At 61.5% G+C, this 25743-nt stretch carries 36 protein-coding genes and 1 tRNA gene; 33 read left to right on the plus strand and 4 right to left on the minus strand.

Translation table 11 applies throughout. The features are described from left to right. Positions 1 to 125: 125 nt before the first annotated feature. The 3 genes from WA070_RS08710 to WA070_RS08720 all read right to left on the minus strand — a co-directional run bounded on the left by WA070_RS08710 (position 126) and on the right by WA070_RS08720 (position 2122). The gene (locus WA070_RS08710; RefSeq protein ID WP_422633693.1) at positions 126 to 485 is read right to left on the minus strand and encodes an HIRAN domain-containing protein; all 360 of its coding nucleotides are present in this window, start codon (positions 483 to 485) and stop codon (positions 126 to 128) included. Positions 486 to 490: 5 nt separating this feature from the next. Then, entirely contained in the window at positions 491 to 1024 is a 534-nt protein-coding gene (locus WA070_RS08715; protein WP_422633694.1) for a DUF4760 domain-containing protein, read from the minus strand. Positions 1025 to 1348: 324 nt separating this feature from the next. Further along, positions 1349 to 2122, minus strand: coding sequence for an XRE family transcriptional regulator (locus WA070_RS08720; protein WP_422633695.1), 774 nt, complete (start codon positions 2120 to 2122; stop codon positions 1349 to 1351). Between the two features lie 3 nt (positions 2123 to 2125). Here WA070_RS08720 and WA070_RS08725 point away from each other — a divergent pair, with 3 nt between their 5' ends. From WA070_RS08725 to WA070_RS08785, 13 genes are all read left to right on the plus strand, one after another. After that, positions 2126 to 2419: a helix-turn-helix domain-containing protein gene (locus tag WA070_RS08725; protein WP_422633696.1), complete on the plus strand. Its 294-nt coding sequence runs from the start codon at positions 2126 to 2128 to the stop codon at positions 2417 to 2419. Positions 2420 to 2481: 62 nt separating this feature from the next. Continuing rightward, positions 2482 to 2943: a hypothetical protein gene (locus WA070_RS08730; RefSeq protein WP_422633697.1), complete on the plus strand. Its 462-nt coding sequence runs from the start codon at positions 2482 to 2484 to the stop codon at positions 2941 to 2943. Positions 2944 to 2974: 31 nt separating this feature from the next. Beyond that, positions 2975 to 3781 (plus strand): DNA-methyltransferase, encoded by an 807-nt coding sequence (locus WA070_RS08735; protein WP_422633698.1) that lies wholly within the window; start codon positions 2975 to 2977, stop codon positions 3779 to 3781. Further along, positions 3778 to 4197 carry a hypothetical protein gene (locus WA070_RS08740; protein ID WP_422633699.1) on the plus strand — a complete coding sequence of 140 codons (420 nt, stop codon included), beginning with the start codon at positions 3778 to 3780 and terminating at the stop codon, positions 4195 to 4197. The genes WA070_RS08735 and WA070_RS08740 overlap by 4 nt, the downstream gene beginning before the upstream one ends. A gap of 22 nt (positions 4198 to 4219) precedes the next feature. Continuing rightward, positions 4220 to 5152 (plus strand): DUF2303 family protein, encoded by a 933-nt coding sequence (locus WA070_RS08745; protein ID WP_422633700.1) that lies wholly within the window; start codon positions 4220 to 4222, stop codon positions 5150 to 5152. A gap of 4 nt (positions 5153 to 5156) precedes the next feature. Then, positions 5157 to 5735, plus strand: a complete 579-nt coding sequence (locus WA070_RS08750) for a hypothetical protein (protein ID WP_422633701.1) — start codon at positions 5157 to 5159, stop codon at positions 5733 to 5735. Positions 5736 to 5737: 2 nt separating this feature from the next. Further along, complete coding sequence (locus WA070_RS08755; protein ID WP_422633702.1) at positions 5738 to 5923, plus strand: hypothetical protein; 186 nt, start codon at positions 5738 to 5740, stop codon at positions 5921 to 5923. Continuing rightward, a complete protein-coding gene (locus WA070_RS08760) occupies positions 5920 to 6522 on the plus strand; it encodes a hypothetical protein (protein WP_422633703.1) in 603 nt (200 codons plus the stop codon). The genes WA070_RS08755 and WA070_RS08760 overlap by 4 nt, the downstream gene beginning before the upstream one ends. After that, positions 6522 to 6944 carry a VRR-NUC domain-containing protein gene (locus WA070_RS08765; RefSeq protein ID WP_422633704.1) on the plus strand — a complete coding sequence of 141 codons (423 nt, stop codon included), beginning with the start codon at positions 6522 to 6524 and terminating at the stop codon, positions 6942 to 6944. Before WA070_RS08760 ends, WA070_RS08765 begins: the two co-directional genes overlap by 1 nt. Beyond that, positions 6926 to 7798: a hypothetical protein gene (locus tag WA070_RS08770; protein ID WP_422633705.1), complete on the plus strand. Its 873-nt coding sequence runs from the start codon at positions 6926 to 6928 to the stop codon at positions 7796 to 7798. The genes WA070_RS08765 and WA070_RS08770 overlap by 19 nt, the downstream gene beginning before the upstream one ends. 7 nt (positions 7799 to 7805) lie before the next feature. After that, positions 7806 to 8237, plus strand: a complete 432-nt coding sequence (locus WA070_RS08775; protein ID WP_422633706.1) for a hypothetical protein — start codon at positions 7806 to 7808, stop codon at positions 8235 to 8237. Positions 8238 to 8318: 81 nt separating this feature from the next. After that, positions 8319 to 8873, plus strand: a complete 555-nt coding sequence (locus WA070_RS08780) for a hypothetical protein (protein WP_422633707.1) — start codon at positions 8319 to 8321, stop codon at positions 8871 to 8873. A 108-nt stretch (positions 8874 to 8981) separates the two neighbouring features. After that, positions 8982 to 9054: transfer RNA gene (locus WA070_RS08785), tRNA-Val, on the plus strand. A 223-nt stretch (positions 9055 to 9277) separates the two neighbouring features. On the opposite strand, the gene WA070_RS08790 is transcribed toward WA070_RS08785, so the two are convergent. Then, positions 9278 to 9637, minus strand: a complete 360-nt coding sequence (locus WA070_RS08790) for a hypothetical protein (RefSeq protein WP_422633708.1) — start codon at positions 9635 to 9637, stop codon at positions 9278 to 9280. A 78-nt stretch (positions 9638 to 9715) separates the two neighbouring features. Between WA070_RS08790 and WA070_RS08795 the strand changes: the two genes are divergently transcribed. The 20 genes from WA070_RS08795 to WA070_RS08890 all read left to right on the plus strand — a co-directional run bounded on the left by WA070_RS08795 (position 9716) and on the right by WA070_RS08890 (position 25734). Beyond that, positions 9716 to 10036 carry an HNH endonuclease gene (locus WA070_RS08795; RefSeq protein WP_422633709.1) on the plus strand — a complete coding sequence of 107 codons (321 nt, stop codon included), beginning with the start codon at positions 9716 to 9718 and terminating at the stop codon, positions 10034 to 10036. Then, positions 10036 to 10263 (plus strand): hypothetical protein, encoded by a 228-nt coding sequence (locus tag WA070_RS08800; protein WP_422633710.1) that lies wholly within the window; start codon positions 10036 to 10038, stop codon positions 10261 to 10263. The genes WA070_RS08795 and WA070_RS08800 overlap by 1 nt, the downstream gene beginning before the upstream one ends. A 194-nt stretch (positions 10264 to 10457) precedes the next feature. Then, the gene (locus WA070_RS08805; RefSeq protein WP_422633711.1) at positions 10458 to 10730 is read left to right on the plus strand and encodes a hypothetical protein; all 273 of its coding nucleotides are present in this window, start codon (positions 10458 to 10460) and stop codon (positions 10728 to 10730) included. Positions 10731 to 10915: 185 nt separating this feature from the next. Next, positions 10916 to 11119, plus strand: a complete 204-nt coding sequence (locus tag WA070_RS08810; protein ID WP_422633712.1) for a hypothetical protein — start codon at positions 10916 to 10918, stop codon at positions 11117 to 11119. Between the two features lie 26 nt (positions 11120 to 11145). Beyond that, positions 11146 to 11436 (plus strand): helix-turn-helix domain-containing protein, encoded by a 291-nt coding sequence (locus WA070_RS08815; RefSeq protein ID WP_422633713.1) that lies wholly within the window; start codon positions 11146 to 11148, stop codon positions 11434 to 11436. 333 nt (positions 11437 to 11769) lie between these two features. Further along, on the plus strand, positions 11770 to 12090 hold the full coding sequence (locus tag WA070_RS08820) for an HNH endonuclease (protein ID WP_422633714.1): 321 nt from the start codon (positions 11770 to 11772) through the stop codon (positions 12088 to 12090). A gap of 281 nt (positions 12091 to 12371) precedes the next feature. Further along, the gene (locus tag WA070_RS08825; protein ID WP_422633715.1) at positions 12372 to 12617 is read left to right on the plus strand and encodes a hypothetical protein; all 246 of its coding nucleotides are present in this window, start codon (positions 12372 to 12374) and stop codon (positions 12615 to 12617) included. After that, the gene (locus WA070_RS08830) at positions 12614 to 12814 is read left to right on the plus strand and encodes a hypothetical protein (RefSeq protein WP_422633716.1); all 201 of its coding nucleotides are present in this window, start codon (positions 12614 to 12616) and stop codon (positions 12812 to 12814) included. Before WA070_RS08825 ends, WA070_RS08830 begins: the two co-directional genes overlap by 4 nt. Positions 12815 to 13003: 189 nt before the next feature. Beyond that, positions 13004 to 13846, plus strand: a complete 843-nt coding sequence (locus WA070_RS08835; RefSeq protein ID WP_422633717.1) for a head maturation protease, ClpP-related — start codon at positions 13004 to 13006, stop codon at positions 13844 to 13846. Between the two features lies 1 nt (position 13847). Further along, positions 13848 to 15062: a phage major capsid protein gene (locus WA070_RS08840; protein WP_422633718.1), complete on the plus strand. Its 1215-nt coding sequence runs from the start codon at positions 13848 to 13850 to the stop codon at positions 15060 to 15062. 13 nt (positions 15063 to 15075) lie between these two features. After that, on the plus strand, positions 15076 to 15399 hold the full coding sequence (locus tag WA070_RS08845) for a hypothetical protein (protein WP_422633719.1): 324 nt from the start codon (positions 15076 to 15078) through the stop codon (positions 15397 to 15399). Positions 15400 to 15466: 67 nt separating this feature from the next. Next, entirely contained in the window at positions 15467 to 18916 is a 3450-nt protein-coding gene (locus WA070_RS08850) for a D-alanyl-D-alanine carboxypeptidase family protein (protein ID WP_422633755.1), read from the plus strand. Next, on the plus strand, positions 18913 to 19092 hold the full coding sequence (locus tag WA070_RS08855; RefSeq protein WP_422633720.1) for a hypothetical protein: 180 nt from the start codon (positions 18913 to 18915) through the stop codon (positions 19090 to 19092). Before WA070_RS08850 ends, WA070_RS08855 begins: the two co-directional genes overlap by 4 nt. A gap of 311 nt (positions 19093 to 19403) precedes the next feature. Then, positions 19404 to 19883, plus strand: coding sequence for a hypothetical protein (locus tag WA070_RS08860; RefSeq protein WP_422633721.1), 480 nt, complete (start codon positions 19404 to 19406; stop codon positions 19881 to 19883). After that, positions 19876 to 20076 (plus strand): hypothetical protein, encoded by a 201-nt coding sequence (locus WA070_RS08865; protein ID WP_422633722.1) that lies wholly within the window; start codon positions 19876 to 19878, stop codon positions 20074 to 20076. Before WA070_RS08860 ends, WA070_RS08865 begins: the two co-directional genes overlap by 8 nt. An 87-nt stretch (positions 20077 to 20163) precedes the next feature. Next, positions 20164 to 21405: a tyrosine-type recombinase/integrase gene (locus tag WA070_RS08870; RefSeq protein ID WP_422633723.1), complete on the plus strand. Its 1242-nt coding sequence runs from the start codon at positions 20164 to 20166 to the stop codon at positions 21403 to 21405. Between the two features lie 35 nt (positions 21406 to 21440). Continuing rightward, positions 21441 to 21581, plus strand: a complete 141-nt coding sequence (locus WA070_RS08875) for a hypothetical protein (protein ID WP_422633724.1) — start codon at positions 21441 to 21443, stop codon at positions 21579 to 21581. Continuing rightward, positions 21574 to 23388 (plus strand): terminase large subunit, encoded by a 1815-nt coding sequence (locus tag WA070_RS08880; RefSeq protein WP_422633725.1) that lies wholly within the window; start codon positions 21574 to 21576, stop codon positions 23386 to 23388. The genes WA070_RS08875 and WA070_RS08880 overlap by 8 nt, the downstream gene beginning before the upstream one ends. A 119-nt stretch (positions 23389 to 23507) precedes the next feature. Beyond that, a complete protein-coding gene (locus WA070_RS08885; RefSeq protein WP_422633726.1) occupies positions 23508 to 24758 on the plus strand; it encodes a phage portal protein in 1251 nt (416 codons plus the stop codon). After that, positions 24748 to 25734: a head maturation protease, ClpP-related gene (locus tag WA070_RS08890; protein ID WP_422633727.1), complete on the plus strand. Its 987-nt coding sequence runs from the start codon at positions 24748 to 24750 to the stop codon at positions 25732 to 25734. The genes WA070_RS08885 and WA070_RS08890 overlap by 11 nt, the downstream gene beginning before the upstream one ends. Positions 25735 to 25743 lie beyond the last annotated feature (9 nt).

Below are 25743 nucleotides of genomic sequence, written 5' to 3' on the forward strand. Positions count from 1 at the left end.
TCTCCCCACCGTCTCGCGCGCTGGCCGGATGCCTAGCGGGTCAGGTGATGGAGGTATAAACACCATAATGGTGCTGCCGTGTCAACACCATTATGGTGTCATTCATCCGGCGGGATGTAGTCCAGTTAGAGCTCGTCATCATCGATCGGCGATTCGGCCGTCGGCTCGGGTAGTGTGGGATGCTCGCCGTCCAGCCCGAGCCGGATGACGGCGCCCCACGGCGCGACATCCTGGAAGATCGCCGCCGTCAGCCTGCCGCGCGCGAGATAGGTTCGGATCAGCTGCGCCTGAAACGACTTCACATAGCCGATCTGGACGCCGCGGGCGCTGAACACGGCGACGGCCTGCGGATCGACCGGGTTCTTCGGTTCGGGAATAAGATCGACCGGCTCGCCAGGGGCTGACCAGAGGATCTCCGATCGACGGTTCGACTTATCCTTGTTCGGGTGGTCGGCGCCGACGATGGCTAGGGACAATTGGGGCATTCAATCTAGAACACTTTTTTCCACCAAATGGACCGCTTTGGTTTTTTCGCCCCCGCGATCCATTCATGAAGCTGCTCAAATTCAAGGTAAATTGTATTCGATCCGGTGCGCGATCTAAGGGCGTAAACAAGCGGAGCGGAAGCCGTCCAATATTTTACAATCGTGCCATGGCTAAATCGTTTGATATATTCGAAGTCCATGATGCCGAACTGAATTGAAACCGAAATCAACTCCATGTCATTTAGGACCAATCGAATACTCTCGACTTCCGCAGTTCCTTCAAGGCTTGCGTCTGCCCACTTCACTAGCCCACCTGGATCTTTAGCCAGTGCGATAAACTGCTTGTTGGCATTAATCATATCCTGATCAATGCTAGTTTTCGCTATATGATCCATCGTGGCGCGGCGCCGCGCCATCGCGCGCTGGGTTAAAACCCCCCAAATAGCGATTGCTGCCGCTATCAGCCCTATGCCGGCTGGCAATAAAATGGCCCCCAGCGATGCGCTGGAGGCCGAAGAAAAAAATATGATTGTAGGCAAACTCTTTTAGCCCAGTCCGCCCCAACCGTCTTTGATAAACGAGTGATGCATCATGCTGCTTCTCCCACATTGTCCACCGGGATGGTGGCGCAGAAAGGTGAAAATCGGGTTACGCACCAAGCAATAACGTTCCGACATTTCGTTGGTTCAGGAGATAGCGCGGCGGCCGACGGTTTTCAATGTGTTGTTTTGGCGAGAGAAAATTATAGTGCTGCATTTTCAACGCTTTAAATTCCTTTCCGACAAATTCTCAATCGCGCTCCGTGTTCTGCATCCACCGTCGGCGCGCCGCCGGCCACCCGTTCGGTGATTCGGGTCGGTTAATCAGTGCCTCCGGCCCGACCAAACCACCCGCCCAACAATCCGAACGTCCCGCGCCTCTACGACCTGTTTCTCGTGCATCGGGTTATCGGAAATGACTTCCACCTTGCCGTCGGCGGCTGGCCGGAGCCGCTTCACAGCGCCCGCCCCAAATAACGCGATCGCCCAGATCCGATCCGACATGTTGAGCCGCGTCTGGAGCGTGTCGATCACGAGCATATCGCTGTCGAACAACGTCGGCTGCATGCTGTCGCCCACGCCATTTGCCACCAACAGGCGATGTGCCGGAGCCTGACTGATCGTGCGCAGAAGGTTTGGATCGAAATCCATGGTCCCTTCCTCGATATAGTCGTCCAGGTTCGACCCGTCGCCCATGGCGAAGCCGAGGTTAATCCGTCGCAGGGCGATCGCGCCATCACCGTCGGCCGACCCACGCACCGGCGGATGGTCCGACCGAGCCTCATGGGCAGCACGCTCGCTAGCGCCTTGAGTGATGATGTCAGCCTGCGGCACGCCCAGCGCCCTTGCCGCCTTTTCAATCCACTCGTGCTTTAGGCCTCGCTGGCCCTTTTCCAGCCGCTCTACTTGCTGCGCCGACGTCCCCATACGCCTCGCCAGTTCCGGACGAGACCACCCTTTTGCCTCGCGAAATGCAGCAATGTTATTTTCAAGAGCCATACGCCCTATTGCACCAATATGGTGCTGTCCTCCCATACTCCAATTTGGTGTTGACAATTCTTCGTCAGTGACACCATAATGGTGTTGCAAGGAGTTCATGGCATGACCTTAAAGGAATGGCTGACTGCGAAGGACATTACGGTCTCGCAGTTTGCCAACATCATTTCACGAACGCCGGAGGCGGTGCGCAGATACGTTGTCGGCGAGCGCATTCCTGATCGGGAAACCATGCCCCTGATCGCCGACGCGACAGGCCATAGCGTCACGCCGAACGACTTCTTTGATTTGGGCGCCTCCCCCGCCCTCTGCACCCACTGCGACGCCCGGCTGGATGACATATCCATCCGGGCCTGTTCGTTGATGGACTGCCCCAATGCCCAGAGGGACGCGGCGTGATGAGTGACTGTTGCGATCATGGGAATTCTCTACGCGCAGGCGCGCCCAGCGTGTTGGGCAAGTTGCCCCGTCTTACCCAAAGTTCTTATCGCGAGGCTGTCAGCCAGACGGTCAGCGCGCTCGCCGCGCCGGAAGGCCTGACGGATCAGGACATGGCGGAACTGATCGGCGCGTCCGCCGCGACGGTCGGCAATGCGCGCAACCGGAAGGGCGACCTGTCCCCGCTCCCGCTACTCGGCGTCGGCAAGGCGTTCGGCCCGCAGGCGCTCAACACCATCCTCGCCCTGATCGGCGCAAAGGCGGTGCCGACGGACGCGATCTGCTGCGGCAATGTTTCGCACATCCCTGTGGCGATCGCGCAGGCACTGCCGCTGCTGATCACGCTGCTTGGCGACAATGTGTGCTGCGACGACGACGTGCGCACGCTCGACAAAGCGGGCGCGATCGAAACGATCATCAAGGCGGCTGGCATGCTGGAGCGCCGCCGCAACGAGGTTCGACTGAAAGACGTGACGGTATCCTGAACTGATCGGGCGCAAAGCCCCGGAGAAAATCATGACCTGCGCAACCAGCGCGGCACTGCTCGATAGCAGTTCCGCGAACGCTATTTCCTTGCCTGTCACACCGACCGCCGTCGTGATCGGTGCGGCAACGCTGTATCTGGGTGACAGCTATCAGATCCTGCCGCGTCTTGGCCGGATCGATGTGATTGTCACCGATCCTCCATACCAATTTCGCGCAGAGGGCGGCGGCCACTATCGCGCAGATCGCAAGGGCATGGACCAAATCCTCGCGGAGGAACTAAGCGACGGTTTCGATCACAGCGTCATCAATCCGCTGATGGTCGGATCAGTCGTGGTCTTTTGCCATAATGACCAGTTGCCCAAGCTGCTGACCTATCTGGACGGCAGCTTCGAACGCCAGGCGCTGTGCATCTGGCGCAAGAAGAACCCGCAGCCGGTCGCCAACAAGCATTATCGGCCGGTTTTCGAGTTCTACATCCACGCCTGGAATCGCGGCGCACACCCGCGTGGCACACTGCTCGACCTCGATCGCGAGATCGTGGCGATGGCACCACGCGGCGATGCAAAATTCGGCCATCCCACGGTGAAGCCTGATGCGGTCATGGACAAGATCATCACCAATGTCGCGCCCGGTCTGATCTGTGATCCCTTCATGGGCACCGGATCGACCGGGGTCGCCGCAGTTAAAGCGGGCCGACAGTTCATCGGCATCGAGAAGAACCCCAAGCATTTCGCGACCGCCTGCGCCCGCCTTGCGGCGGCACAGGGGATCGCGCCAGCGGAACAGCAGGGCCGCCCCGAACCCACCCTCACCCTGCCACAAGGAGCAACGCAATGAGTGACACGGCATATCAGCCGGGCGATCCAAACGGGTCGCGCCGGGCAGCAGACGGCGGGCATGTGCCCGGTGCCTGCAGCACATTGGGCGAGTTCGTCCGCTCGCTCGAAGACGGCCAGTTCGATGCCGACTGCTATGAGCAGATCAAGGATCTGTCCGCCTCTCTGGCCGAACACGCCTGGCGCAATGGCGGCAAGGCGAAGGGCAAGGCGACCATCACCCTAGACTTCAACCAAGACGGCGGCGTCACCGAGATCAAGGCCAGCTTCAAGATCGCGAAGCCGGAAGACCGCCGTCCCAAGTCGGTGATGTGGCGGACGGAAGACAACCGCTTCACCCGCACGCAACCCAATCAGCAACAGCTTTTCGGCATCCGCGACGTGAGCGGACAGGCCGAACGCCCCCGCGATTACTGATCCACCACAGGAGTAGAAGACCATGGAAATCGAAGAACTGAAAGGCACCATCGGCGAGGCGCGCGACCTAGTCGAGGACTATATCAAGCCGGAAATCCGCATGATCGAAGAACCGGGCACGGGCATTTCGGTCCCGTTCGTGCTGGTCGGGAACCGCGATCCCCAGCCCATCCCGTCCCGCCATTTCGATGACTATCGCCTGACGCCGATGCGCCGCACCGGCACGGCTGCCCTCACCTCGCTCGATAGCCTGATCGCTCACGCCATCCGCTTCAAGGATGAGGATAGCGCGATTTTCGCCAATGACGATCGCAAGGCCCCCGCCCTGACGGTCGTGCTGGACTATCACCGCATCGGGGCACTGAGCGATCCGCGCTTCGGCCAGCATCGTGCGCAGTTCGCGTTCCCCCTGTCCGACGAGTGGCAGGCGTGGCTCGACCATGACGGCCAGAAGAACGCCATGACCATGGTCGACTTCGCCGAGTTCATCGAAGAACACGTCATCGATGTGCTGCACCTGATCCCCGAGGAAGACGAACTGTCGGAGGATTTGCAGAAGTTTATCAACGCCGGTGGCGGCGAAGCCCTGATCGCCACGCCCCAGCGGCTGGTAGAATTGTCGCGCGGGCTTCAAGTCAATGAAAGCTCGGCGATTCGGGAAGTCCGGCACCTGTCGAGCGGTGAGGCGCAGATCAGCTTCACCTCCGAGCATACGGACGCGACCGGCCAGCCGCTGCGCATCCCCAGCCTGTTCCTGATCGCCATCCCGGTGTTCCGCAACGGGCCGCTTTACCGGATCGCGGCGCGCCTGCGCTATCGCAAGACCCCGGCTGGCGTCGTGTTCTGGTATGACCTGTGGCGCACCGATCGCGTGTTCGACCACGCCTTCAAGGAAGCCTGCCAGCGCACTGAGGTGGAAACCGAATTGCCGCTGTTCTTCGGCAAACCGGAATAACCCGATGAAGCACCGGGGTCATAGTTACCGCAATAGTGTCGCTGGCCGGTCGCTGGAAACGCACGCGGGCATCGGCGGGACGTCCTTCGTGGCGCACATGCGGTGTTCGCGCTGCCCATGCGTCGGCACCCGCAACCTGCGCGCGATTATGCCCCCGGAGCATATTGACCGGAAATTCCTGCAGGCCGGCTGGTCGCTCGATCCGCACACCTGCCCCGATTGCCTGAAACAGGCCAGCCAAGAGAGAAAGACTATGTCGGCAAAGCCTTCGCCTACCGCGATGCGCGCCCAGGCGCAGATGTTCACGATGCTGCAAACCCACTTCGATACCGACAAGGGCGCGTTCGCCAAGGAATGGTCGGACGATCGCGTCGCCACCGAAACCGGGCTGGCCAAAGCGCTGGTGGTCGAGTTTCGCCAGACATGCTTCGGCGAACTGAAAGAACCCGACGAGGTCCGCGCGCTGCGTTCCGACATCAGCGCGCTCGAAACCCTTGCCCGTGAGACGAACGCCAGCTTCGCCGCCGAGATCGCATCACTTCGCACGCGGCTGGCGGCCATCTCGTCGCGCTGGGGTGCCTGACTATGGGCGCCCTCCGTCTGCGCGCGCGCCTGGTCAACGCCATCCGTCGCCGATTCCCACACCCGGCCGTCGTAGCGAAACGCGAGCGCAGCCGTGTGGCGACGAAGGCATCCAGTGACCGGGCCACCGCTGCCCGTGCCGCCGTGTTGGCAAAGGTCGCGCAGATGCGCCGTGAGGTGCAGCTATGAGCCGGACGACCGTTCCCTGCGCCAATGGGTGTGGCGCTGATCTGCGCCCCGACCCGGCACGTAAGACCGGCATGTGCCTGCCCTGCTATCGCAAGCGGCAGCATGAAGTGACACCCAGCCGGGCGGCGAAGATCAGCGCCGCCATGAAGGCCAAGTTTCAAGATCCGGTCTATGCTGAATTGCACCGCCGCCGCACGGGCGAAGGCATCCGCGATGCGATGGCCAATGACGAAGCGTTCCGCCAGCACCGGCAGCAGCTTGGGCGTCAGGTCGGAAACCTCAAACTGGGTTTCAGTAATGAACCGGCTGGGTCGGATGCGCGCATGGCGTCCGGCCGCAAACAGAGCGCGACGAAGCTGCGCCATATTCCCGAGCGATATCGATCGCTCTATCGGCAGCTTGTCGCTTCCAAGGAAATGACGGCGCAGGAAGCCGCGCTGCATTGTCGGGCGAAGGCAGCTGCTGATCGGGCCAAACCCCTCAGCTTTGAAGAGCAGCTTCGTCGGGTTCAGGAAGGCGCGCAGATCGTCCGCAAGTTCAAACCGCGCGCGACCGATCATACGTTTACGCTGGGCGGCGTCGCCACGGGGATGCTCTGATGGCGGCACCATGGTATATAAAGACGCCGCGCAGGTCGGGCAGCCGCGTGTCGAGCGTGACGGCTGGTATGACCGAGCGGCCGGTCCAGCGCGGCGCGATCCGTCTGCTGGCCATGCAGCGCATTGAAGCCGTCGCGGTGCCCAATGGCGCGCACCTTGCGGGCGACAAGCTGGCACGCATCAAGCAGATGGCCGCGTTGCGCAAGGACGGGTTGCGGCCGGGCTTCCCCGATCTGATCCTGTTCGGTCGCCAGCGCCAGCAGGTCGGCTTTATCGAAGTGAAGCGTGAGATCGGTAACGACCTGTCTGACGTTCAGGAAGATTGGCGCGACATTCTTACCGGCTTGGGATTTCCCTGGGCGATGATCCGCCAGCCGGAAGAGGCTTTGGCGGCGGTGCGCGCATGGGGGTGGATACGGTGAGCAAGCGTCCTGCATTTCAGTTCTATCCGGGCGACTGGCGCACCGATCCGGGCCTGAGGCTCTGCTCGTTGCTGTCCCGTGGCCTATGGATCGAGATGATGGCTATCATGCATGAGGGCGAACCTTACGGCCACCTGACCGCGCAGGGCCGCCCGATCTCAGACGAGATGCTGGCGCGCCTGATCGGCGAAAGTCCGGCTTCGGTAAAGCGGGCCATGAAGGATCTGGAGGCGAACGGCGTCTTCTCTCGCACGGATGCGGGCATCATCTACAGCCGCCGCATGGTGCGCGACGAAGAGATCCGCGACGCGCGCGCAGCAGGCGGATCACTCGGCAAGGCCCATGGTGCAAAGGGGGCTTCGCACGGAACTAAGGGGGGTCGCCCGCGCAACGAAAAACCCCCCTTAGTCGATGATGAAAGGGGGGTTATTTTACCCCCCCCTTCTACTTCATCTCCTTCTCCATCTTCAATTGTTGTTGATGATGTTGATGACGCGGGAGCGATCGACGTCGATGAACTGACCGACGAACTGGCGAGAATGGCACGGGTCCGACACGTCGATCCCGGTGCGATTGGCCGTCACATCGATCTGGTTCGGGAATGGATCGACCACGGCGCAACGCCGAACGACATGCGATCCGCCATCCGCGACGGCGTCAACGCTGCGTCCGATCCCATTAACAGCCTCAAATATTTCAGCGGCGCAGTGCGCCTCAAGGTCGCAAAAAGGGAGAATGATCATGGGTCAACTGGCCAGGGTTCAGTCGCGCAGCACAGCGGTGATGGAATTCTCGGAGCCGCCGCTGCCCGACGGGCTGCGCGGCGCTCTGAACAGCAGGCAGAGTGTGCTTGAACTAAAGGTGCCCGGCCCCGTCAGCCGTGCCGCATTGCAGGCCTATGTCGATGGTGCATCTCCCCCGCTTCCTGACGAAGAGGACATCGACACGATCATCGCTGGCCTTGCCATCGCCTTGCCGCGAAAAAAGGACACTGCCCAAACCGATGGTGTGAAACTCGACATTTACGCCACCGCGCTGGCCGATGTTCCTCTTGTCGATCTGCGCGCTGCCGCCGACGCAATGATCAAAACGGCGCGCTTCTTTCCGACTGTCGCCGAGATCCGCGCCGCCGCTTCCAAGGCTGGCGGCCCACGCTCGGCACGCATTGCGCGCGCGCAACTGATGATCATGCGGCACGATCGGGACTGGACGGCGCCTGTCGCGCCCGCCGATGCGGTCGATGTCCGTGGCGCGGTGCGCGAAACGCTGGCGGCGCATCCTTCGAAGCGGTAAGAACAAGAGTAGAACGGGAGCATCAATAAAATGGCACGGCGCAGGGCGGCAGCCCGTAAGATTGACCGGAAAAACAGGGATGTGATTGGCCCGACCCCAGAGCAGCAGGGGCGCGCCACCTATGCACTCGGGGACGTGGTCGACACGCGGCCAGGCGGCAAGGCGATCACGATCGGCAAGGCGTATCGGCGAGAACCGTATTTCGAGGAACTGGCGCGGCGCGAGGCGACCGGGATCAGTGAGGATGATCTGCGGTGCCTGCGCTTCTATCGCAATGCCTTCGAGGCGGCGCAGCGCTCGCCTGTTCGGTCGGTGCTGAACCGTGACTCAGGATCAGGACAGGGTGAGGGTCCAATGCTGGCCACCCTTATGTCTGCGTCGGACCATACATATCTGGAACGCGGCGTCGGCGCGATTGTCAGCACGCTGCGTGCGGTTGCGCTGGACGATAAGAGCTATGCGCAGGTGGCCATGGACAGGTGGGGCAGTCGCGAGCAGCGGTGGATCATCAACGGCGAGCATCGCGTCAAGATCGTTCCGAAGTCAGGGAAGCATGCCGGTGTGGTGCGCGAAGAGTTCTTGCAGGCAGTGGGCAGACTGACGGTCTGTGCCCTGCCCTACATCCGCACAGGATAGGGCTTGCTCGGGGGTGCCAAGTGTGTCACATATCACGGCATAGGAATTGCGTCTAAGACAGACGCTGCTAGCGCACCAAGCGCCTGCCCAACCAGCAGGCACATGCTACGCCCCCATCGTCTAGTGGTTAGGACGCTCCCCTTACACGGTTGAGACGCCGGTTCGAATCCGGCTGGGGCGTGCGCGCTGCGTTCATGTTTTTGGGTAACTTTGCCATCAGTTCCGCTTACCCTCAGCGGAGGCCGCCGGACCAGTGCCGCTTCATGGCGCTAGTCCGGTGTTGCTATTTACCTCCCGTTTGGAGCGTCGCCCCATGAACATCGCAGAAGCGAATGAGACCAGCCTGGTCAGGCCGCGCACGGCCGCTGAGTTTCTCGATAACGTCTACAGCAACACTGCCGATATCATGACTTGCCTTTACCCTGCTGGGTTAGACGACGAGTTGCTGAAGCAGCGATCCGCTCATATTCCGTCCGAGTAGCGATCATGCCCTTGCGACCTATTTCGGCGCTGAGTTGTCCTCGGCGATCGGTGGGTTCGGGCCGCTCATTCATGATGGCCGCCGCTCCATCGTGGCTCGCGTGCATGCTCAACACCATGTCATCGATGAACTTTGCGGGGTCGGGCTTCATAACCGCGATGTGAGCGAGAAGGTCTTCAAGGAGTAATCGGTAGGCGTTAATCGTGTAGCGGCTCTCTTCTGCGAATTCCCTGATCGACTTGAGTTGTTCAACCACCGCCGCCCATTTTTCATTGTCGCTCATGCACTATCCCTCTGATTCGAACGCGGTGACCATACGCGCCGATTTAGATGAATCGCGACATCTAGTTGGAGGCTGGTCATGGCATGGCCCACAACCAGCCGCCACCAGCGCGGCTATGGCACGGCGCACGACAAGATGCGGGCCATGCTGATCCGCATCGTCATCCTGTGCGAGGAATGCACGCGGCAAGGTCGGGCGACGCCCGGCACCATCGCCGACCACATCACGCCGCTGTCACGCGGCGGCACGGGCGAGCGGTCCAACTATCAACTGCTCTGCCAGACCTGCTCAGACGCCAAGACGGCGGCCGACAAGGGTGCGGCGGTCATCAGGGGCAAGGGCATCGGGCGCGATGGTAGGCCGACCAGTCGCGACCATCCATGGAACAGGAGCAAGTGATGTCCGAATCCGTGGAACTTCTGGGCGGGCCATCCGATGGCACTCGCCTGGCTATCAGGCATGGCAACGTCATTCGCATGGCTAGGGCGCAGCCTACGGTGGTGACGCGTGATGATGTTCCACCGCAAGGCTTGTCAATTGATGAAGTCATCTATGAGCGGAGCGCGCGCAACCCGTCGCGCTTCATCTTCCGACCGAGTCAGCGAGACGGTGTCGATTGCGGATGACGCGGCAACGGCGGTGAGCGTGGTGCGCAACAATATTGCGCCACGGCGCATTATCCGAACACGCGCAACATTATAACACCCCCCTATCCAAAAGTTTCAAAGGCCGTCTGGGCTAGGACCGAACGGCCCCTCCGTGCGCACGCAGAGCAATTTTTGAGGGGGGAGGGTTTCGGCGCGACCGCCGGGAGGGCCGTATGGCTGACGTGATCGCGATCGATGGCGGCGACGGCGTTCCGCCCGAGCCGAACTGGCGCACCATTTTCGGTCGCGCTGCCGACCGGCAGACTGCCGCGTCTTACTGGCGCGACATCATCAGCGAGATGCGCAGCGCCGAAAAGCTGGCTGTTGCCAACTCGCATTCGATCAAACGGCTGGTCGTTGCCTATGTCACCTATGACATCAGCGCCCGCGAAGTTCTGAAATCTGGCCCGGTCATCAAGGCCAAGAAAACCGGCGTGCCCACCTAACGTCCGTAGTGCAGTTATTTTTCCCATTATTAATAAGAACTTAGGGGCAGAAATGCCCCTTTTTCGTGCCTCCAAACCAGTCCCCGCATTACCCCGCGAAAACCGCAGAAATCCGCCGTTTTCTCACACCAACCCGCCGCCCATTTACGCATGATTTACGCATGTATTGCGCACAGGAGAAGCCGATGTCAGACCACGAAACCGACCTACTCTATGGCGTTGCAGCCATCGCCGAGCATCTGAAGTTGCGGCCCAAACAGGTCGCGCAGATGCATGACCGGGGACATATCCCGACGTTCAAGATCGGGGGCAAGGTCTGCGCCCGGCGCTCGACCCTCGCCAAACATTTCGAGGCGCAGGAGGCGGCGGCGCGGGCAGTCACGCCGTGATGTCACGCGTGACAGGAGCGTGACCAATGAACAGGCGCGCAGTAGAATGGGCGGCTGGCCAGCGTGTCCCGCGCGCCGCTGATAAGCTGGTCCTATGGGGTCTCGCACACCATGCCGATTTGAAGACGTTCCGCGCGTGGCCCTCGATCGCCGCACTGACTGCCTTCACCGGCATGAACCGCAAGCAGATCATAGCGGGGCTGGACAGGCTGGAAGCATCCGGGCGCATCATAGACACCAAGGAGCGGCAAGGCAGAACGAAGCAGGTCAAGGTCTATTGGGTCGCCGTCGAACAGTGCCCAATCGGGAACCCTTAAACAGTCCCCTATCCTAACACCCTTTCGGCCCGCCAAAGAGTCCCCGATCGGGGACACGGAAGATAGAGTTATACTCTACCGCTGGCGAGCGCCTTCCAACTTACCATCCTATCCAATGCTGAAACATCATCATCGGCCGACCCGTCAGGGGAGGCAAGCAGCGGAGCCGACCCCGACGCCCGGTAGGGCGCAGGAGGGGATCGGCGGTGGCCAGCCGCAAGGTGGCAAGGGAAAGCTGTGCCATCCGGCAACGTCAGGAGACGCGCGCGGGCGCGGGGGTCGGCTGACGCCACCCCTTCGCCAAACAAACGCAACCATCGAAGGAGACAAGACATGGCATGGTCAAAGGAAAGCCGTCACAAGAGAGGCTATGGCGTGGCGCATGACAAAATGCGCGCGCTCCTGATCCGCACGGTCATTCTGTGTGAGGAATGCACCAGACATGATCGCGCTACACCGGGCACGATTGCCGATCATATCGTGCCACTATCGCGCGGCGGCACTGGTTATCGCTCCAATTATCAGCTGCTCTGCAAGCCATGCTCGGACGCCAAGACGCTGGCCGACAAGGGGGCGACAGCGAAGGACGCGGCAGGCGTGGGGCGCGACGGTCGGCCCACCGATCCAAGCCACCCATGGAACCGACGGCGCTGACGCCACCCCCGGCATCGAAAGTTTCAAAGGCCGTCTGGGCTAGGACCGAACGGCCCCTCCGTGTGCGCCGAGAGCAATTTTTCACCCCCCACCCTTTCGGAGAGAAGCCATGCCCCCACCCCCATGCCCGCGCTGTGGCGCTGGCGTCGAACTGAAGCGCCCGCCCCGTCTGGGCGTGCCCGACAAGGTTTACTGCGGTGAAAGATGTCGGGCCGCCGAAGAGAAAAAGCGATGGAAGGCGAAGCGCCGCGCAGACCGCAAAATGATGAAGGAACAGAACGATGGAAATCAGTGAACAGACCGCCGCCGCGATCGAACTTTGCCGCAGAATCAATCGCAGCGCGGCCCGGCAGTATGAAGATCGGGGCATCGAAAAGGCCGACGTGGCAATCGCGGCGATCTATTCGGCGCACGATCTGGCGATGGATTTGCATAACGGCGACCCGCACGCGGCAATCGAATGGATGCGCAACGCGACCGACATCATGGAGCGCACGTTGCTGGAACAGGCGAGGACAACAAATTGAGTGCCGCGCGCAAACTGGCGGCTTTGTCGCCTGAAGCCCGAAAGGCAGCGCTCGCGGCGCTGGGCGAGATCAGCCGGCCAATGACGAAGATCGAAATTGAGGGACGGCTGGTTGATGGGTTTTCGCGTTCGATCAGGCGACCCCTTGCCCGCGCCCTCGCGTCCTTCGACATCATCGTCTTGGAGCGGCGCTCTTAAATATTGACGCCCGGCCCGACCGCGTTCATATCTTGTTCTCGCCACGCACGCTCCGCGCTGCATGACGGTCGCGCCCGGCGATACCGGGACACACTGGCCCCGTATGCTTTCGCGCTGCTGGTGTCCGTGATGCCGATACGCTCCACGCTGTCGGGCCACACCTATCCCCATCGTTGAAGGAGTGTGCCCATGCACCTCAAGGTTGATGCCGCCCATCGACCGCCCCCGATTGCCGATGTTGGCGACGGCGGCGGCTGGCAGTTCGAGACGCGCGCCCTAGCGCCCGACTTCAAGCATTTTGAGGTGCGCTCCCTCGCGTCCTCGAACCCTACGGTCTCGATATTCGACTATATCGGGGATGACGGCAACGGAGGGGGAGTGTCATCCTCGCGCGTCGCCGCCGCCCTGCGCTCGATCGGCGCGAAGCCCTTAACGGTCGAGATCAACTCACCCGGCGGCAACTATTTCGAGGGCGTTGCCATCTACAATTTGCTGCGCCGACACAGTGCGCCCGTCGCCGTGCAGGTGCTGGGCATCGCCGCGTCGGCGGCATCCGTCATCGCCATGGCAGGCGACACGATCGCCATCGCGCATAATGCCGAGATCATGATCCATCAGAGCCGGGGGCTTTTCTACGGCACGGCGGATGAGATGACGAGCGCAACGTCGGTTCTCCAGCGCATCGATCAGGCCATGGCAGACACCTATGCCGCCCGCACGAAGCGCCCTGTTGCTGAGATGGCCGCATGGATGCGCGCCGAAACCTACATGCAGGGGGCCGTTGCTGTAGAGCGCGGCTTTGCCGATACCGTCATGGAGAGGGAGGCACAGCCCCCGGTCTATGCGGATGCCAGCGCCAGCCATCCCCGCGACCCTCAATCCCTAGATCGGATGCTTGCCAAGGCAGGCATGGCGCGCGGGGCGCGGCGCGAGCTGTTCCGCGCGATCAAGGGCGACGCCCCTTCCACCCCAACCCCTGACTTAGCCGCCCGCAACCGCGCGCGGATCGCCGCACTCACGAAAGGACTGTGAAATGAAAACCAATCTCATGCTCGCCACCTGCCTCTCTCATGGCCTGCTGGCCATTCGCGCGGAGGCTCCCGCCAATGACGATGAGGTGCTGACCGCCATCGCCGCACTGCGCGCGGCCACGGATGCCCGGTTCGCGGCGTTGGAGGAAGAGTCCAATCGCGCAGCGGTTATAGCCGCCGCGCGCGCGCTGAATGGGCCGGGCGGCAATGTCGAGGCCGTCGACACGGAATATACCGCCAGCTTCAACTCCTATGCCCGCAGCGGCGCGGCGGAGGCTGATTTGCGTGCCGCCAACAAGACTGGCGACCGCGCAGCCATCCAAGCGGCCCTTTCCGAAGGGACAAATTCGGACGGTGGCTATCTGGCCCCGACCGAATGGGACCGCACTATCAGCCAGGCGCTTGTGTCGGTCAGCCCGATGCGTCGCCTTTCCGATGTCCGAAAGACAAAGGTAGGAGCCTATTCCAAGCTGTGGAAACTGACTGGCCCCGGAACCGGCTGGGTCGGTGAAACCGCTTCGCGTCCGGCCACCGCGACGCCCGGCTTCGCGCAGATCATTTTCGGCCATGGCGAAATTTATGCCAACGCCTTTGCGACGCAGCGCATCTTGGACGATGCAGATATGGATCTGGAAGGCTGGCTGACGGACGAGGTTGATACCGAGTTTGCCAAGCAGGAAGCCATCGCGTTCCTGACCGGCGATGGCGTCAACAAGCCCTATGGTCTGCTGCTTTATGGCACTGGCGGTGCGCACGCGGCGGTTCACCCGGCTGGCGCGATCACTGTCGTTGCGAGCGGCAACGCTACTGGCCTGACCGTCGATGGGCTGATCGACTTCGTTTATGGCTTGGCCGCGCCCTATCGCCAGAACGCCTCTTGGCTCATGAATAGCAACACCGCCGCCTATCTGGCGAAGGTGAAGGACGGACAAGGCAACCTGATCTGGCGCGAAAGCCTAGCGGCTGGCCAACCCTCCACGCTGCTGGGTCGCCCGGTCGAGATTGATGAGAACATGCCGAATATCGCGGCTGGCACCACGCCGATCATCTTCGGGGACTTCAAGGCGGGCTATCTCATCAACGACCGCAAGGGCACCACCCTGCTGCGTGACCCTTATACGGCGAAGCCCTTCGTCGCGTTCTACCTAACCCGGCGTGTCGGCGGGGGTGTGAAAGACCCCAACGCTTTCCGCATCCTGAAAATCGCAGCTGCATAAGGAGCATTGCGCCATGACCACGAAGAAGAACGACACACTCCGCTCGATCGCGGGTGAACCTGTCACGATCATGGAGGCACGCCCGCCTTCCACCGTCACCAGCGACCTGCACCCCGCTCTTGATCCCGGCGCGGAGGCCACGTCCACGGCCACTCAGCGGGCGATCGACATGAACATGCCAGCCGACCGGGCGGGCATTCCCTACTCTGGCGAGGCGCTGGCGGTCACACCTCCAGCCGAGCCGGTGAAACCCGCCTATTCCGGCGAGGGGCTGCTGACGGTTTCGCAAGAGGCGGCGCTGCGCGTTCATGATGACGAAAAGCGCGGGATCAACTGATTTTGCCCATAGGTGAGGCCGCCGTCGAGTGGCCTCACCTCACCGTGAGGAATGTCCCTTGGCTGAAATGACCGAACGTCTGCTATTGCAGGTCGATGCCGCGACCGAGTTGCTGCGCCAGCATCTTTCGCAGGCAGAGCCTTCCCTTGATCGGTTCGAGCGCCGCGCCAAAAAAATGGCGGACAGTGTCGATCGATCCATTGGCGAGATGGGCAAGCGGTTCGGCGTATTCGGCCAGCTTGCGGAAAGCGCCGCCGAACGTGCCCAGAAATCCTTTGAGTCGAGCTTCAACCAAGTACAGCGGATGGCAGCCACGGCTATCCGTGGGCCAACCATCAACGGCAATATCAATCTTGGTGCAGACGACATCCGCGCCGGGGCAGAGGCATCGCAGCAACAGGCTCGTGCGTTCGCACTTATCGAAGATGCCGCACGGAGCGCCGCCGCCCGCATCGGTGACACCAGCGAGGCCACCCGCCTTTTCATCGCCGCCACGAGCGCATCGCGGATCGAGGCTGAACGCAAAGCATCCGCCCTACTGGCGGAGGCGGGGGCGCTGGAGCGAGTCGAGATCGAGTTGCGCCAGAGCGCCGACGCAACCGACCTGTTCGTTACTTCGCACCAGCGCATAGCGCAGGCCGCCGAACTCGAACGACAACTAGCGATCGACACGGCTGCCGCCGCGCGCGAGCAGAAGGCGCTGGCCGCATCGGCTGCCATCCTCCGTGGCGAGTTGGACCCGATGTATATCGCGCAGCAGCGCTTCGGCGCGGAGTTGGATCGCGCCGACGATCTGCTCCGGGCTGGCGTCATCTCGCAGCGCGAATATGCAGCAGCAATCCAGGCATCGCGTGACCGGCTTCAGGCGCACGCCGCTGCGGTTGCGGGCAATGTGCCGATCATTGACGAGGGCAACAGGCGCATCACGTCCGGTGCGGGCGCAATGCGAGCGGCCATGTCTGGCGCTTCTTACCAAGTGCAGGACTTCTTCATTCAGTGGAGCATGGGGGCCAACGTGCTTCAGGCGGCGGTGATCCAAGGCGGCCAGCTGACCGGGCAATTTGCTAATCTAGACGTTCGCACGGGGACCGCGACCTCCAAGGTTGTCGCCTTCGCCCAGTTCATGCAGTCGGGCTATGGTGTCGGCATACAGGCCGCCCTGCTGGTGCTGACGCCTTTTGTCGCGAAGTTGCTCGAAGAGGCTGATGCACAGGAGCAGGCGACGGAGAAGCTGCGGAAGGAAGCAGCGGATACGGTCATTGCCGATTCGGCAAAGAGGAACTTCGCCAATAGCATTGAGGGCGCGACAGCCGCGCTTAGAGATCAGGCGAAGGCGCTGGAGCAGACGGCACGTGCAGATCGTACGGCGGCTGAAAATGCGTTCATCAGCGCACGGGCAACCCGCAATGGGACGATTGCAACGCGAGAGCAGACCGTTGCATATCTGGAGCAGGCAAAGGCGCGGCTGGCCGTCCTATCGACGCCGGGTGCCAGCGACGCACGGCTCGCCCCCGAAAGGGATAAAGCAGCGGCAAATGTCGAACGGTTCGAAGGCGAACTGAAGAAGGCTGAAAAGGCGCTGGCCGAGGCTCAGCGGCAGATGAACGTCTCTGTGGTCGACGTCGCTGCCGAGCGTGCTGCTATTGCGATCGATCCAATCCGCGCTGTCACCAAAGCGTATGACGACCGCATCAGGGCCGTGAAGGAAGAGCAGCGCGAGCAGGCCAAGTTGGGTCGCATCGTCGGCGCGACATCGCTGGCGAAGCTTACCAAACTGGAGCGCGAAAAGGACGACGCGATCAAGAAGGCGCGAGAGGAAGAGAATCGGGCCAACAGAAAACTCAGCCCGTCAGCCAACAACCAGATCGGTCGGGAAATTGACGTTGCGGAGGCGACGCGCATCATCGAGGGCATCGGCGGCCATGTAAATAGCGGCTTGCGCTCTACCGTCAGACAGGCCGAACTCTATGCCGCAAAGCAGGCTGGCACCCACAAGGGTCCAGTGGCCAAGCCCGGCACCAGCGACCACGAGCGCGGCCAGGCGATCGACATCGCTTATGGTCCCGGCATATCTCCAGCCACCATAAAAGCGGCGTTCGCGCGTGAGGGTGTGGCGATCCGCCAGTTGCTGGACGAGCGCGACCAGCGCATTTTCCATGTAGGGTTCGGCAAACGGGGGCCAAGCCAGCAAACCGTCGAAAACAAAGAGGAAGCTGCGCGTCAGCAGGCTATTGCCCGCGACCTTGCATTCAATGAACAGGAACGCGCCGCGAACCGCCGGTTGATCCAAGCCAAGGTCCGTGGGGCAGAGACCGCCGAAGAGCGCGAGAAACTAGCGCTTTCTGACATCAACGAGCAAGCCGACGCCGAAAAGCGTCGTATCGCAGATCAACTTGACGCGAAGAAGCTGACGCAGGCGCAGGCTGATCGACTGGTGGCAATCAACGAGGCGACACGGACTGAGCAGGTCGCGAACGTCGATGCCACTAAGGCCAGCCGCATCCTAGAGCGTCGCTATGTCTTGGACGAAGAGGATCTGGATGCGCGTGTCGCCATGCTGCGCATTTCCGAGGATTTGGCTGTCACGGATGGCGAGCGCCGTCGCGTGTCGCGCGAAATTCTTGAAGCCGAGCAGCAGCTGCGCAGGAAGGCACTTGAACGCATCCGGGCTACGTCACAAGACCCTGAAGCTGTTGCCCGCGCCCAGCGCGACCTCGACCGACTGCCAGAAATTGAGGACGGCGAACGGAGGCAGACGGCACGTCGGACGGCCTCGCCGATAGATCAGTATCGCGATCGACTGCAAGCTGCGGCCGGCGACATTGACACGGCGCTCGAAGATGTCGGCGCGAAAGGTCTGGCATCACTCGAAGATAGTCTTGTCGGCATCATCACGGGGACGGAAAGTGTCGGTTCAGCCTTCAAGAAAATGACGGCCTCGATCCTCTCCGATCTGGCCCGGATTGCCGTTCAACGGGCGATCCTTACTGTCCTGGGTCTCCCCATTCCGGGCCGTGCCGACGGCGGTTCGCTCGCGAACATTCCGGGCCGTGCCGACGGCGGGTCGCTTGGTGGGCGCATCCGAGGGCCAGGAAACGGTCGATCGGACAGCATCCTTGCCCTCCTGTCAGGTGCTGACGGCAAGGCTGTTCGACTGTCCAATCGCGAGTTCATCATGAATGAACGGGCCGTCGATTTCTACGGCCCGGATCTCATGTCTGCTATCAATGCGCGCCAACTTCCTCGGTTTGCCGATGGCGGCGCATTGGGTGGCCCGCGCCTCTCGACGCCTTCGCTTCGCTCGCCGACGCTGCCGAGGCTCAACGAACTGGGACGCGATCGACTTTCCGTTGATGTGAGGGCGAAGGTCGATGCCAGCCCGCTGCTACTCGCCAAAGTCGAGGAAACCACAGTGCGCACCGTGGCGGGTGCCGCCGAGCCTATAATGTCTGGCGCGGAACAGCGGACCATGCGCCGCCTGCGCCGCCGCACTCTACCGGGAGGCTATGCCGGATGATACTCGACCAGTCTCCCGAAGAGATCATCGCCGAAACCATCGAAGGCGAGTTTATAAACAGGTTTGTCGAAGTCGGGTTCACGGCCAGGCAGGTTATTGGCGGGATCGCGCTCGCGGCTGCTCGATTGTCGGCGCTGCATGACCGCCTTTCGGATGAGGGGCCAGCGCCGCACTGATCTGCGCTGCACACGACGATGCGCCCGGCGCTTGCGCAGCGGGGGATCATCGTTCTATTGTGTCGGTGAGTGTAGAAGCTCGGACCAGTGATAGGCCATTCTGTCCCGTTGGCGCGGGATAGGTGACCGAAAGTAGCAGTGTGGATTGGCGTCCACCACTGACCGGACCCTTATGTCCGGGAGTGGGGCGCCACGCAATAGCCTTCGGGTAAAAACGTCCCACCTGTCTCACTGGCAGGCTTCTACCCTCCCGGCACTAAGGCGGACCCTTGGTAATCGGCTGTAGAAGGCCAAAACCAGTGAGACGAAACATGCTTCAGATGAAGATCAAGGCCGGGCGGCGCACAGTCGTTCCCGGCGACCTGCCGTCCATCCTTGGCGCGCAGCGGGCCTATCGCGAGATCGGCGATATGGTCGATGCCCTCATTGCCCAGATGGATATGCTGGCGGGCGACTGCGAGATGGAGGACGGCGACGACGATCATTGCGCCGCTGGCGATGATACGGGCAGCGCCTTGCGTGTCACCCAACACCATGACCCCCGCGACGATGACGATTGCGAAACCTCCTATGCCGAGTGGCACACCCTCCACCCGTCTCGCCGGTCGGCTGGCGCGATCGACGGGCGGATGTTGAACGAGTGGGAGGCCGGTCATGATGACGATGAGGATGATGGCACGTTGGAGGGCAACGGCGACGAACAGGACGGCAATATGGCCGAAGATGACTTCATGCTGCACGCCGGGTCGGGGCCGGGCTGCGACCTTTCCGATCCGGGCGGGCTTGGCTGACATGGAGGCCGATCATCCCCGCCTGTTGGTCGGAGCAGCCGCCATCGCCGCGCACATGCGCGTCACGACGCGGCTGGCCCAGCACATGATTAATCAGCGCACCATTCCGACATTTCGGCGCAACGGCACGCCCATGGCGACCGTGACCGCACTGGAAGAATGGTCCCTGCTTTATCGGCTAGGCAAAATCTGAGTGACGCATGGCCCCAGCCGGAAACCCGCAGAAAACTGCGCCCGGTTGGGGCTTCCTAAAATTCTGTGACACATGAAGGAGGCCGAAATGGCTGCTGTGGCAAAGCGAAAATGGATGGGGCCAGACGGCCGGGAATGCGAGACGTGGGTGGTGCGATGGAAGGATGAAGGCGGTAGGCACCGGCAAAAGTCATTCGATCGCAAAAAAGATGCGGACGCACATCGCTCCCAAGTAGAGATAGAGATGCGCCAGGGCATCCACCGCCCCGAGGCTGACAGGATGTCAGTCGCGGACCTGTGCAGCAAATTCTTGGCGCACAATGAAGATCGCCGAAAGGATGGACGTATCGGTAATGCCCGGATCAAGGACATCGAAACGTCGATCAGGATTCACATCGTTCCCCATATAGGTGCGTTGCGGCTAGCTGATGTTGGGCTTCACCAACTGGAGCAATGGCGCACGTCGATGATGAACGGCGGGAAAATGTCGCCACACACCGCTCGAAAGCACGTTCAGATACTTGGGCAGGCTTTTGAACACGGGCGGCGGCGGCGCTGGCTATTCAGCAGCCCAGTGCCCGACTTGATCCGCGATCTTCACGGAATGCCGAAACGCACCGTCACCCAATTCTCTGTCGACCAAGTGCGGGCCGTCCTGCTCGAACTCCAGCGCGAAAATTACAAGGGCATCCACAAGCGAGCCAATGCATTTTTGCGTTGCGCCGTTCACCTTGCTGCCTTTTGCGGTCTGCGCATCGGCGAGGTTCGCGGCCTGACTGTTGGTGCCATTGATTTCGATCGCAGGATGTTGAAGGTGAAAACCAACCTTACAGATTGGGACGAACTAAAGGGACCAAAGACCGACGCTGGCAAGCGCACAGTTGCGCTGCCCGATCATGTGGCCGCCCTCCTGTCCGCCTACATGGAACGCTACCATATTGCGAACGAGCGCGACCTCATGTTCACGCAAGATGATGGCCGTTCGATCCAGTCGGGCAACTTCCACCGGGGGACGTGGGGGCCGCTACTTTTTCGGGCTGGCATCTCGACAGATAGGCATAAGCCCAGCCATCATTTTCACGCACTTCGCCACTTCGCGGCAAGCTGGTGGATCGCCTGCGGGTGGAGCCTCCCTGACGTCGCAAAGTCACTCGGGCATAGCAAGGTGGATATGACATTGTCTGTCTATACGCACGCTCTTGAAGAGCGAGGACAGGACGTGGAGGCGATGCAGGACACCGCAAATAGGCTCTATATCAGCGGCGCGCCACGCGAAAACTTTACGCATGTGGGTGACATGGGCCGCCAACTATCGGTTATTTCAGCCTAAAATATTGTCCCACCTATAATCCCTGGTGGACCACAATGAGTAATGCAGCCAGCCAGGCGCAGGCGCTGGAAAAGGAATTGTGCGTGTCGCCGCGTGATCGCGGCAGCGGCGCGAAGGTCATCAAGAAGGCCGCGCGGACGACCGGATCGGCGAGGTATCTGAGAGATCGTGGCTAATCGCTTCCTGTCCGAACCGGACCCGACCACCGCCTGGGCCAAGGCCGCGATTGAGGGTAAGCTCTTCACGTCCGGCGAACTGGTCAAATATGCGGCCGAGCGCCACCTGCGCGACATCCGTGACGGTGAAAAGCGCGGCATATTCTGGCGGCCGGAAGAGGCGGCGCATGCGCTCGACTTCCTGCCATCTGTGTTTCAGGTGACGGACGGGCCAAAGGCAGGCGAACCCTTCTATCCGCTGGAGTGGCACACGTTCGTGATGGGCTCGCTGTTCGGCTGGCGCACCGCGACCAATCGCTGGCGGTTCCGGTCGGGCTGGCTGGAAACCGGCAAGGGACAGGCCAAATCGCCGCTAATGGGCGCAATTGGGGTCTATATCATGGGTTGGTGCGACATCGCGCGCGCCCAGTGCTACGCGATCGGCGAGGACAAAAAGACCGCGAACGTGCTGTTCAGGGACGCCGCAGCGATGTGCCGCGCCACAATCCCCGACCACGATGATGGCGAGAGTCTGGAGGCGCTGGGCGAAGTCGTCATTCGCGGAGAACTGGAAAATGCATGGAAGATCGAGCATCCCGACAGCGGCTCATTCTTCCAGCCCATCGCCAGCGGCGAAAGTCTATCCGGCCCTCGCCCCAACTACGTCGCTGGCGATGAAATCCACGAACTGACGGACGAGAATGTTCTTCAGACATGGAAGCGCGGTATCGATAAGGTCGCGGGCAACGCGCTCATGCTGATGGGCACAAACACGCCGGCCACATCGCAGCACGTCGGCACCGCTTATTCGGAGATGTATCAGAAGATCGCGAAGGGCGAGGCGCGCGATGACAGCGCGTTCGCCTTCATCGCCCGCATCGACAAGGGCGACCGCGAAAACGTATTCGAGAATGAGAAGTGCTGGCAGAAGTCGCTCCCGGCACTGGGTGAAACCTTCCCGATCGAGAATATCCGGGAGACTGTGGCGTCTGCGCTGCTGCGCCCCTCCACGAAATCAAGCGTTCTGCGCCTCTATTTTGGCGTGGACACGGCGTCGGCGGACTTTTGGATCGATGAAGAGCGCTGGTCTGCGGTGCAGGGTCCGGTTGATGAGCATGATATGCGCAATAGATTCTGCCGCCTGGCGCTGGATCTGTCGCAAAAAAACGATCTTACCGCTCTCAGCGCCGCGTGGGAACCGATCGGCGAAGAGCCGATCGCGGTCAAAAGCTGGTATTGGACCGTGCAGGACCGCCTCGCCGATCGCGCGGAAGAGGACAAGGCGCCCTATGTCGAATGGGTCGAGGACGGCCACCTCGTCGCGACGCCTGGCGCTACGATCGATTATACCTATGTCGCCATGCAGGTATCACGCCTGAATGCGCAGCAAAATGTGCTGGAGTTGGTGGTTGATCCGGCCTTCATCTCCAGCTTCATGGACGCCTGCGGCGAGGTGGGCCTTGAAGTCTGGCTCTATGGCGGTCCGGACAAGCCGCAAGGGCGCGGCCTAAAAATCATCGCCCACGGGCAGGGCACGCGCATCATTTTCGAGGATCGGCAGCTATGCATGCCGCACTCTATCACCCGCACCGAAGATGCCATCCTCGATCAGCGGATCATCATCGACAATTCGCCGGTCACATATAGCTGCGCGGCGAACGCGGCGATCGATGCCGACGGCCAGGGTAACCGGGCCTTCAACAAGAAGAAATCACGCGGCCGTATCGATGGCATGGTGACGATCGCGATGGCGGTCGGCGCGGCCACCGCCAGCCAGAAGCCGAAAAAGAAATCGGTCTATGCATCGCGCGGTGTTGTGCGGGTCTGACAGGAGGGTGCATGGCATCTCCGGATGAATACAGGCGCGCATCCGGTTACCGCCGGTCCACAAGCGCAGGGGTCACCCAGTCACCGCCTCCATCGATAGGCCACAACGGTGGCCCGAATATGGTCGACCGAACAGGGCCGGTGCAGTCGTGGGAATCGCTGAGTCTGGATAGCCCCCTGTTGACAGAGTTCCTGCGTGAAGGCGCGACCTCTGCCAGCGGCGTGCACGTCAGCGAACTTACCGCGCTACGCAACAGCACATATTTTCGTGGCGAAAACCTGATCGCCAGCGCTATCGGCATGCTGCCCACGTTCCTGATGCGCCGCACTATCGGTGCCGACGGCAAGGAAGTCACGGCCAAGGCAACGGACCATCCGCTATACCGGCTGTTGAAAAAACGGCCGAATAGCTATCAAACAGCGTTCGAGTTCAAAAGCTACATGCAGCAGCTCGCGCTGCGCGATGGCAATGCCTACGGCCTGATCGTGCCGGATTATCGCGGACGGGCCGCGCAAATCGTCCCGCTGGCGCGCGGATCGGTGAAGCCTCTATTGTCCGATGACTGGATTTTGACGTTCGAATATCGTCGTCCGGCTGGCGGCAAGACCATATTGGACGCGCGGCAGGTGTTCCATTTCCGGCATCCGATGACGCGGGATGGCCTCACCGGGCTTAGCCTCCGTGACATCGCACGTGAAACGCTCGGCACAGCTGCCCAGGCGGAACGTGCAGCAGGCAAGATGCTCAAGGGCGGGGTCATGGCCGGCGGCGCGCTCGAAACCGAGAAAGAACTCGGCGACGAGGCAATCCAGTCGCTGCGCGACAGCATGCGCGAACGCCAGATGGATGGCGAACATGCGGGTGAATGGCTGGTGCTGGAGGATGGCCTGAAGGCCAAGCCCTTCATCACCAGTGCCAAGGATGCTCAGTATGACGAACTCCGCAAGCGAACGGTCGAGGATATTGCGCGCTACATGGATGTGCCGCGCCCGTTGCTGATGATGGATGAGACGTCGTGGGGCACCGGCATCGAGCAGCTGGGTCTGTTCTTCGTCACCTACTGCCTGATGAAATGGTTCGTTGCCTGGGAACAGGCGATCGAGCGCTCATGCTTCACACCTGCGGAGCAGGATGCCGACGAACTGTATGTCAAATTCAATGAGGGCGCGCTGCTGCGCGGCTCGCTGAAAGAACAGGCCGAGTTCTTCAAGGCCGCGCTTGGACCGAACCAGGCTTATCGTTCCGTCAATGAGGTGCGTAGCGCCTTCGACCTGAATCCGAAGACTGGCGACGAAACCGGCCCGGACGCCATCCCGCAACCATCTGCCGCCGCCGAATCCGCACCCAAGGAGCCTGTTAATGACCGATAAGCCGCAGGCGACCGGGAAACCGGCTGCCGTTCGAACCCTTAATGGCCGCCCTGCCCCCGGCAAGCCCGCGCCGATCAACGCATCCCCGCTCCGTCCCCGTGGGGTGGCCGGCAAGGTTATGGGTCGCAACCGGCCTGCCGCCCTACCCATGCCCGCGACGCGCGAGGTTTATGCACTGTCGAAACCGAACGTCCTTGACCGGTGGAATGAGGTTGGCGCGGGCGTCCGCGCTGTCGCACGCGGCGACAACGTCATCACGATGTTCGGCGACATCGGCCATGACTGGTGGAGCGACACCGAGATCACGGCGAAGACGGTTACCGCGCAGCTGCGCGCGATCGGCGAGCGTGATGTCGAGGTCCATATCAATTCCGGTGGCGGCGACATGTTCGAGGGCATTGCCATCTTCAATGTGCTGCGCGAACATCCCTATAATGTGACCGTCAAGGTCATGGGCATGGCCGCGTCTGCCGCGTCGGTCATAGCCATGGCAGGCGATACCATCGAGATCGGTGCAGCCAGCTTCTTCATGATCCACAACTGCTGGGTCGGCGCCCAAGGCAATCGGCATGACATGATTGAGGTCGCCGCGTTTCTGGAGCCGTTCGATCGGGCGATGGCCGACACCTATGCGGCGCGCACCGGCTCCACGGTCGATAACGTCGTGAAATGGATGGACGCGGAGACGTGGATGTCGGGATCGGTCGCGCTTGAACGCGGCTTTGCCCAATCCCTGCTGTCGGCCGATCAGGTCACCGTGGATGAGAAGGCCAAGGCCAAGGATCTCGCCATCAACGATTTGCGCGCGATGGAGCTTACGCTGGTCGCCGCCGGACACACGCGCACCGATGCACGGGCGCGTATTAACAAGATCAAGGGCACGCCAGGCGCTGCCCACGATACCGTCGACACGCCGGGCGCTGCCGACAAAGACTTAGTCCTGCCGCTGGCCGGACTCCTTGAAGCGTTCCGCTAGGAGACATCT

This window comes from Sphingobium sp. (assembly GCF_049304695.1).
GTDB lineage: Bacteria > Pseudomonadota > Alphaproteobacteria > Sphingomonadales > Sphingomonadaceae > Sphingobium.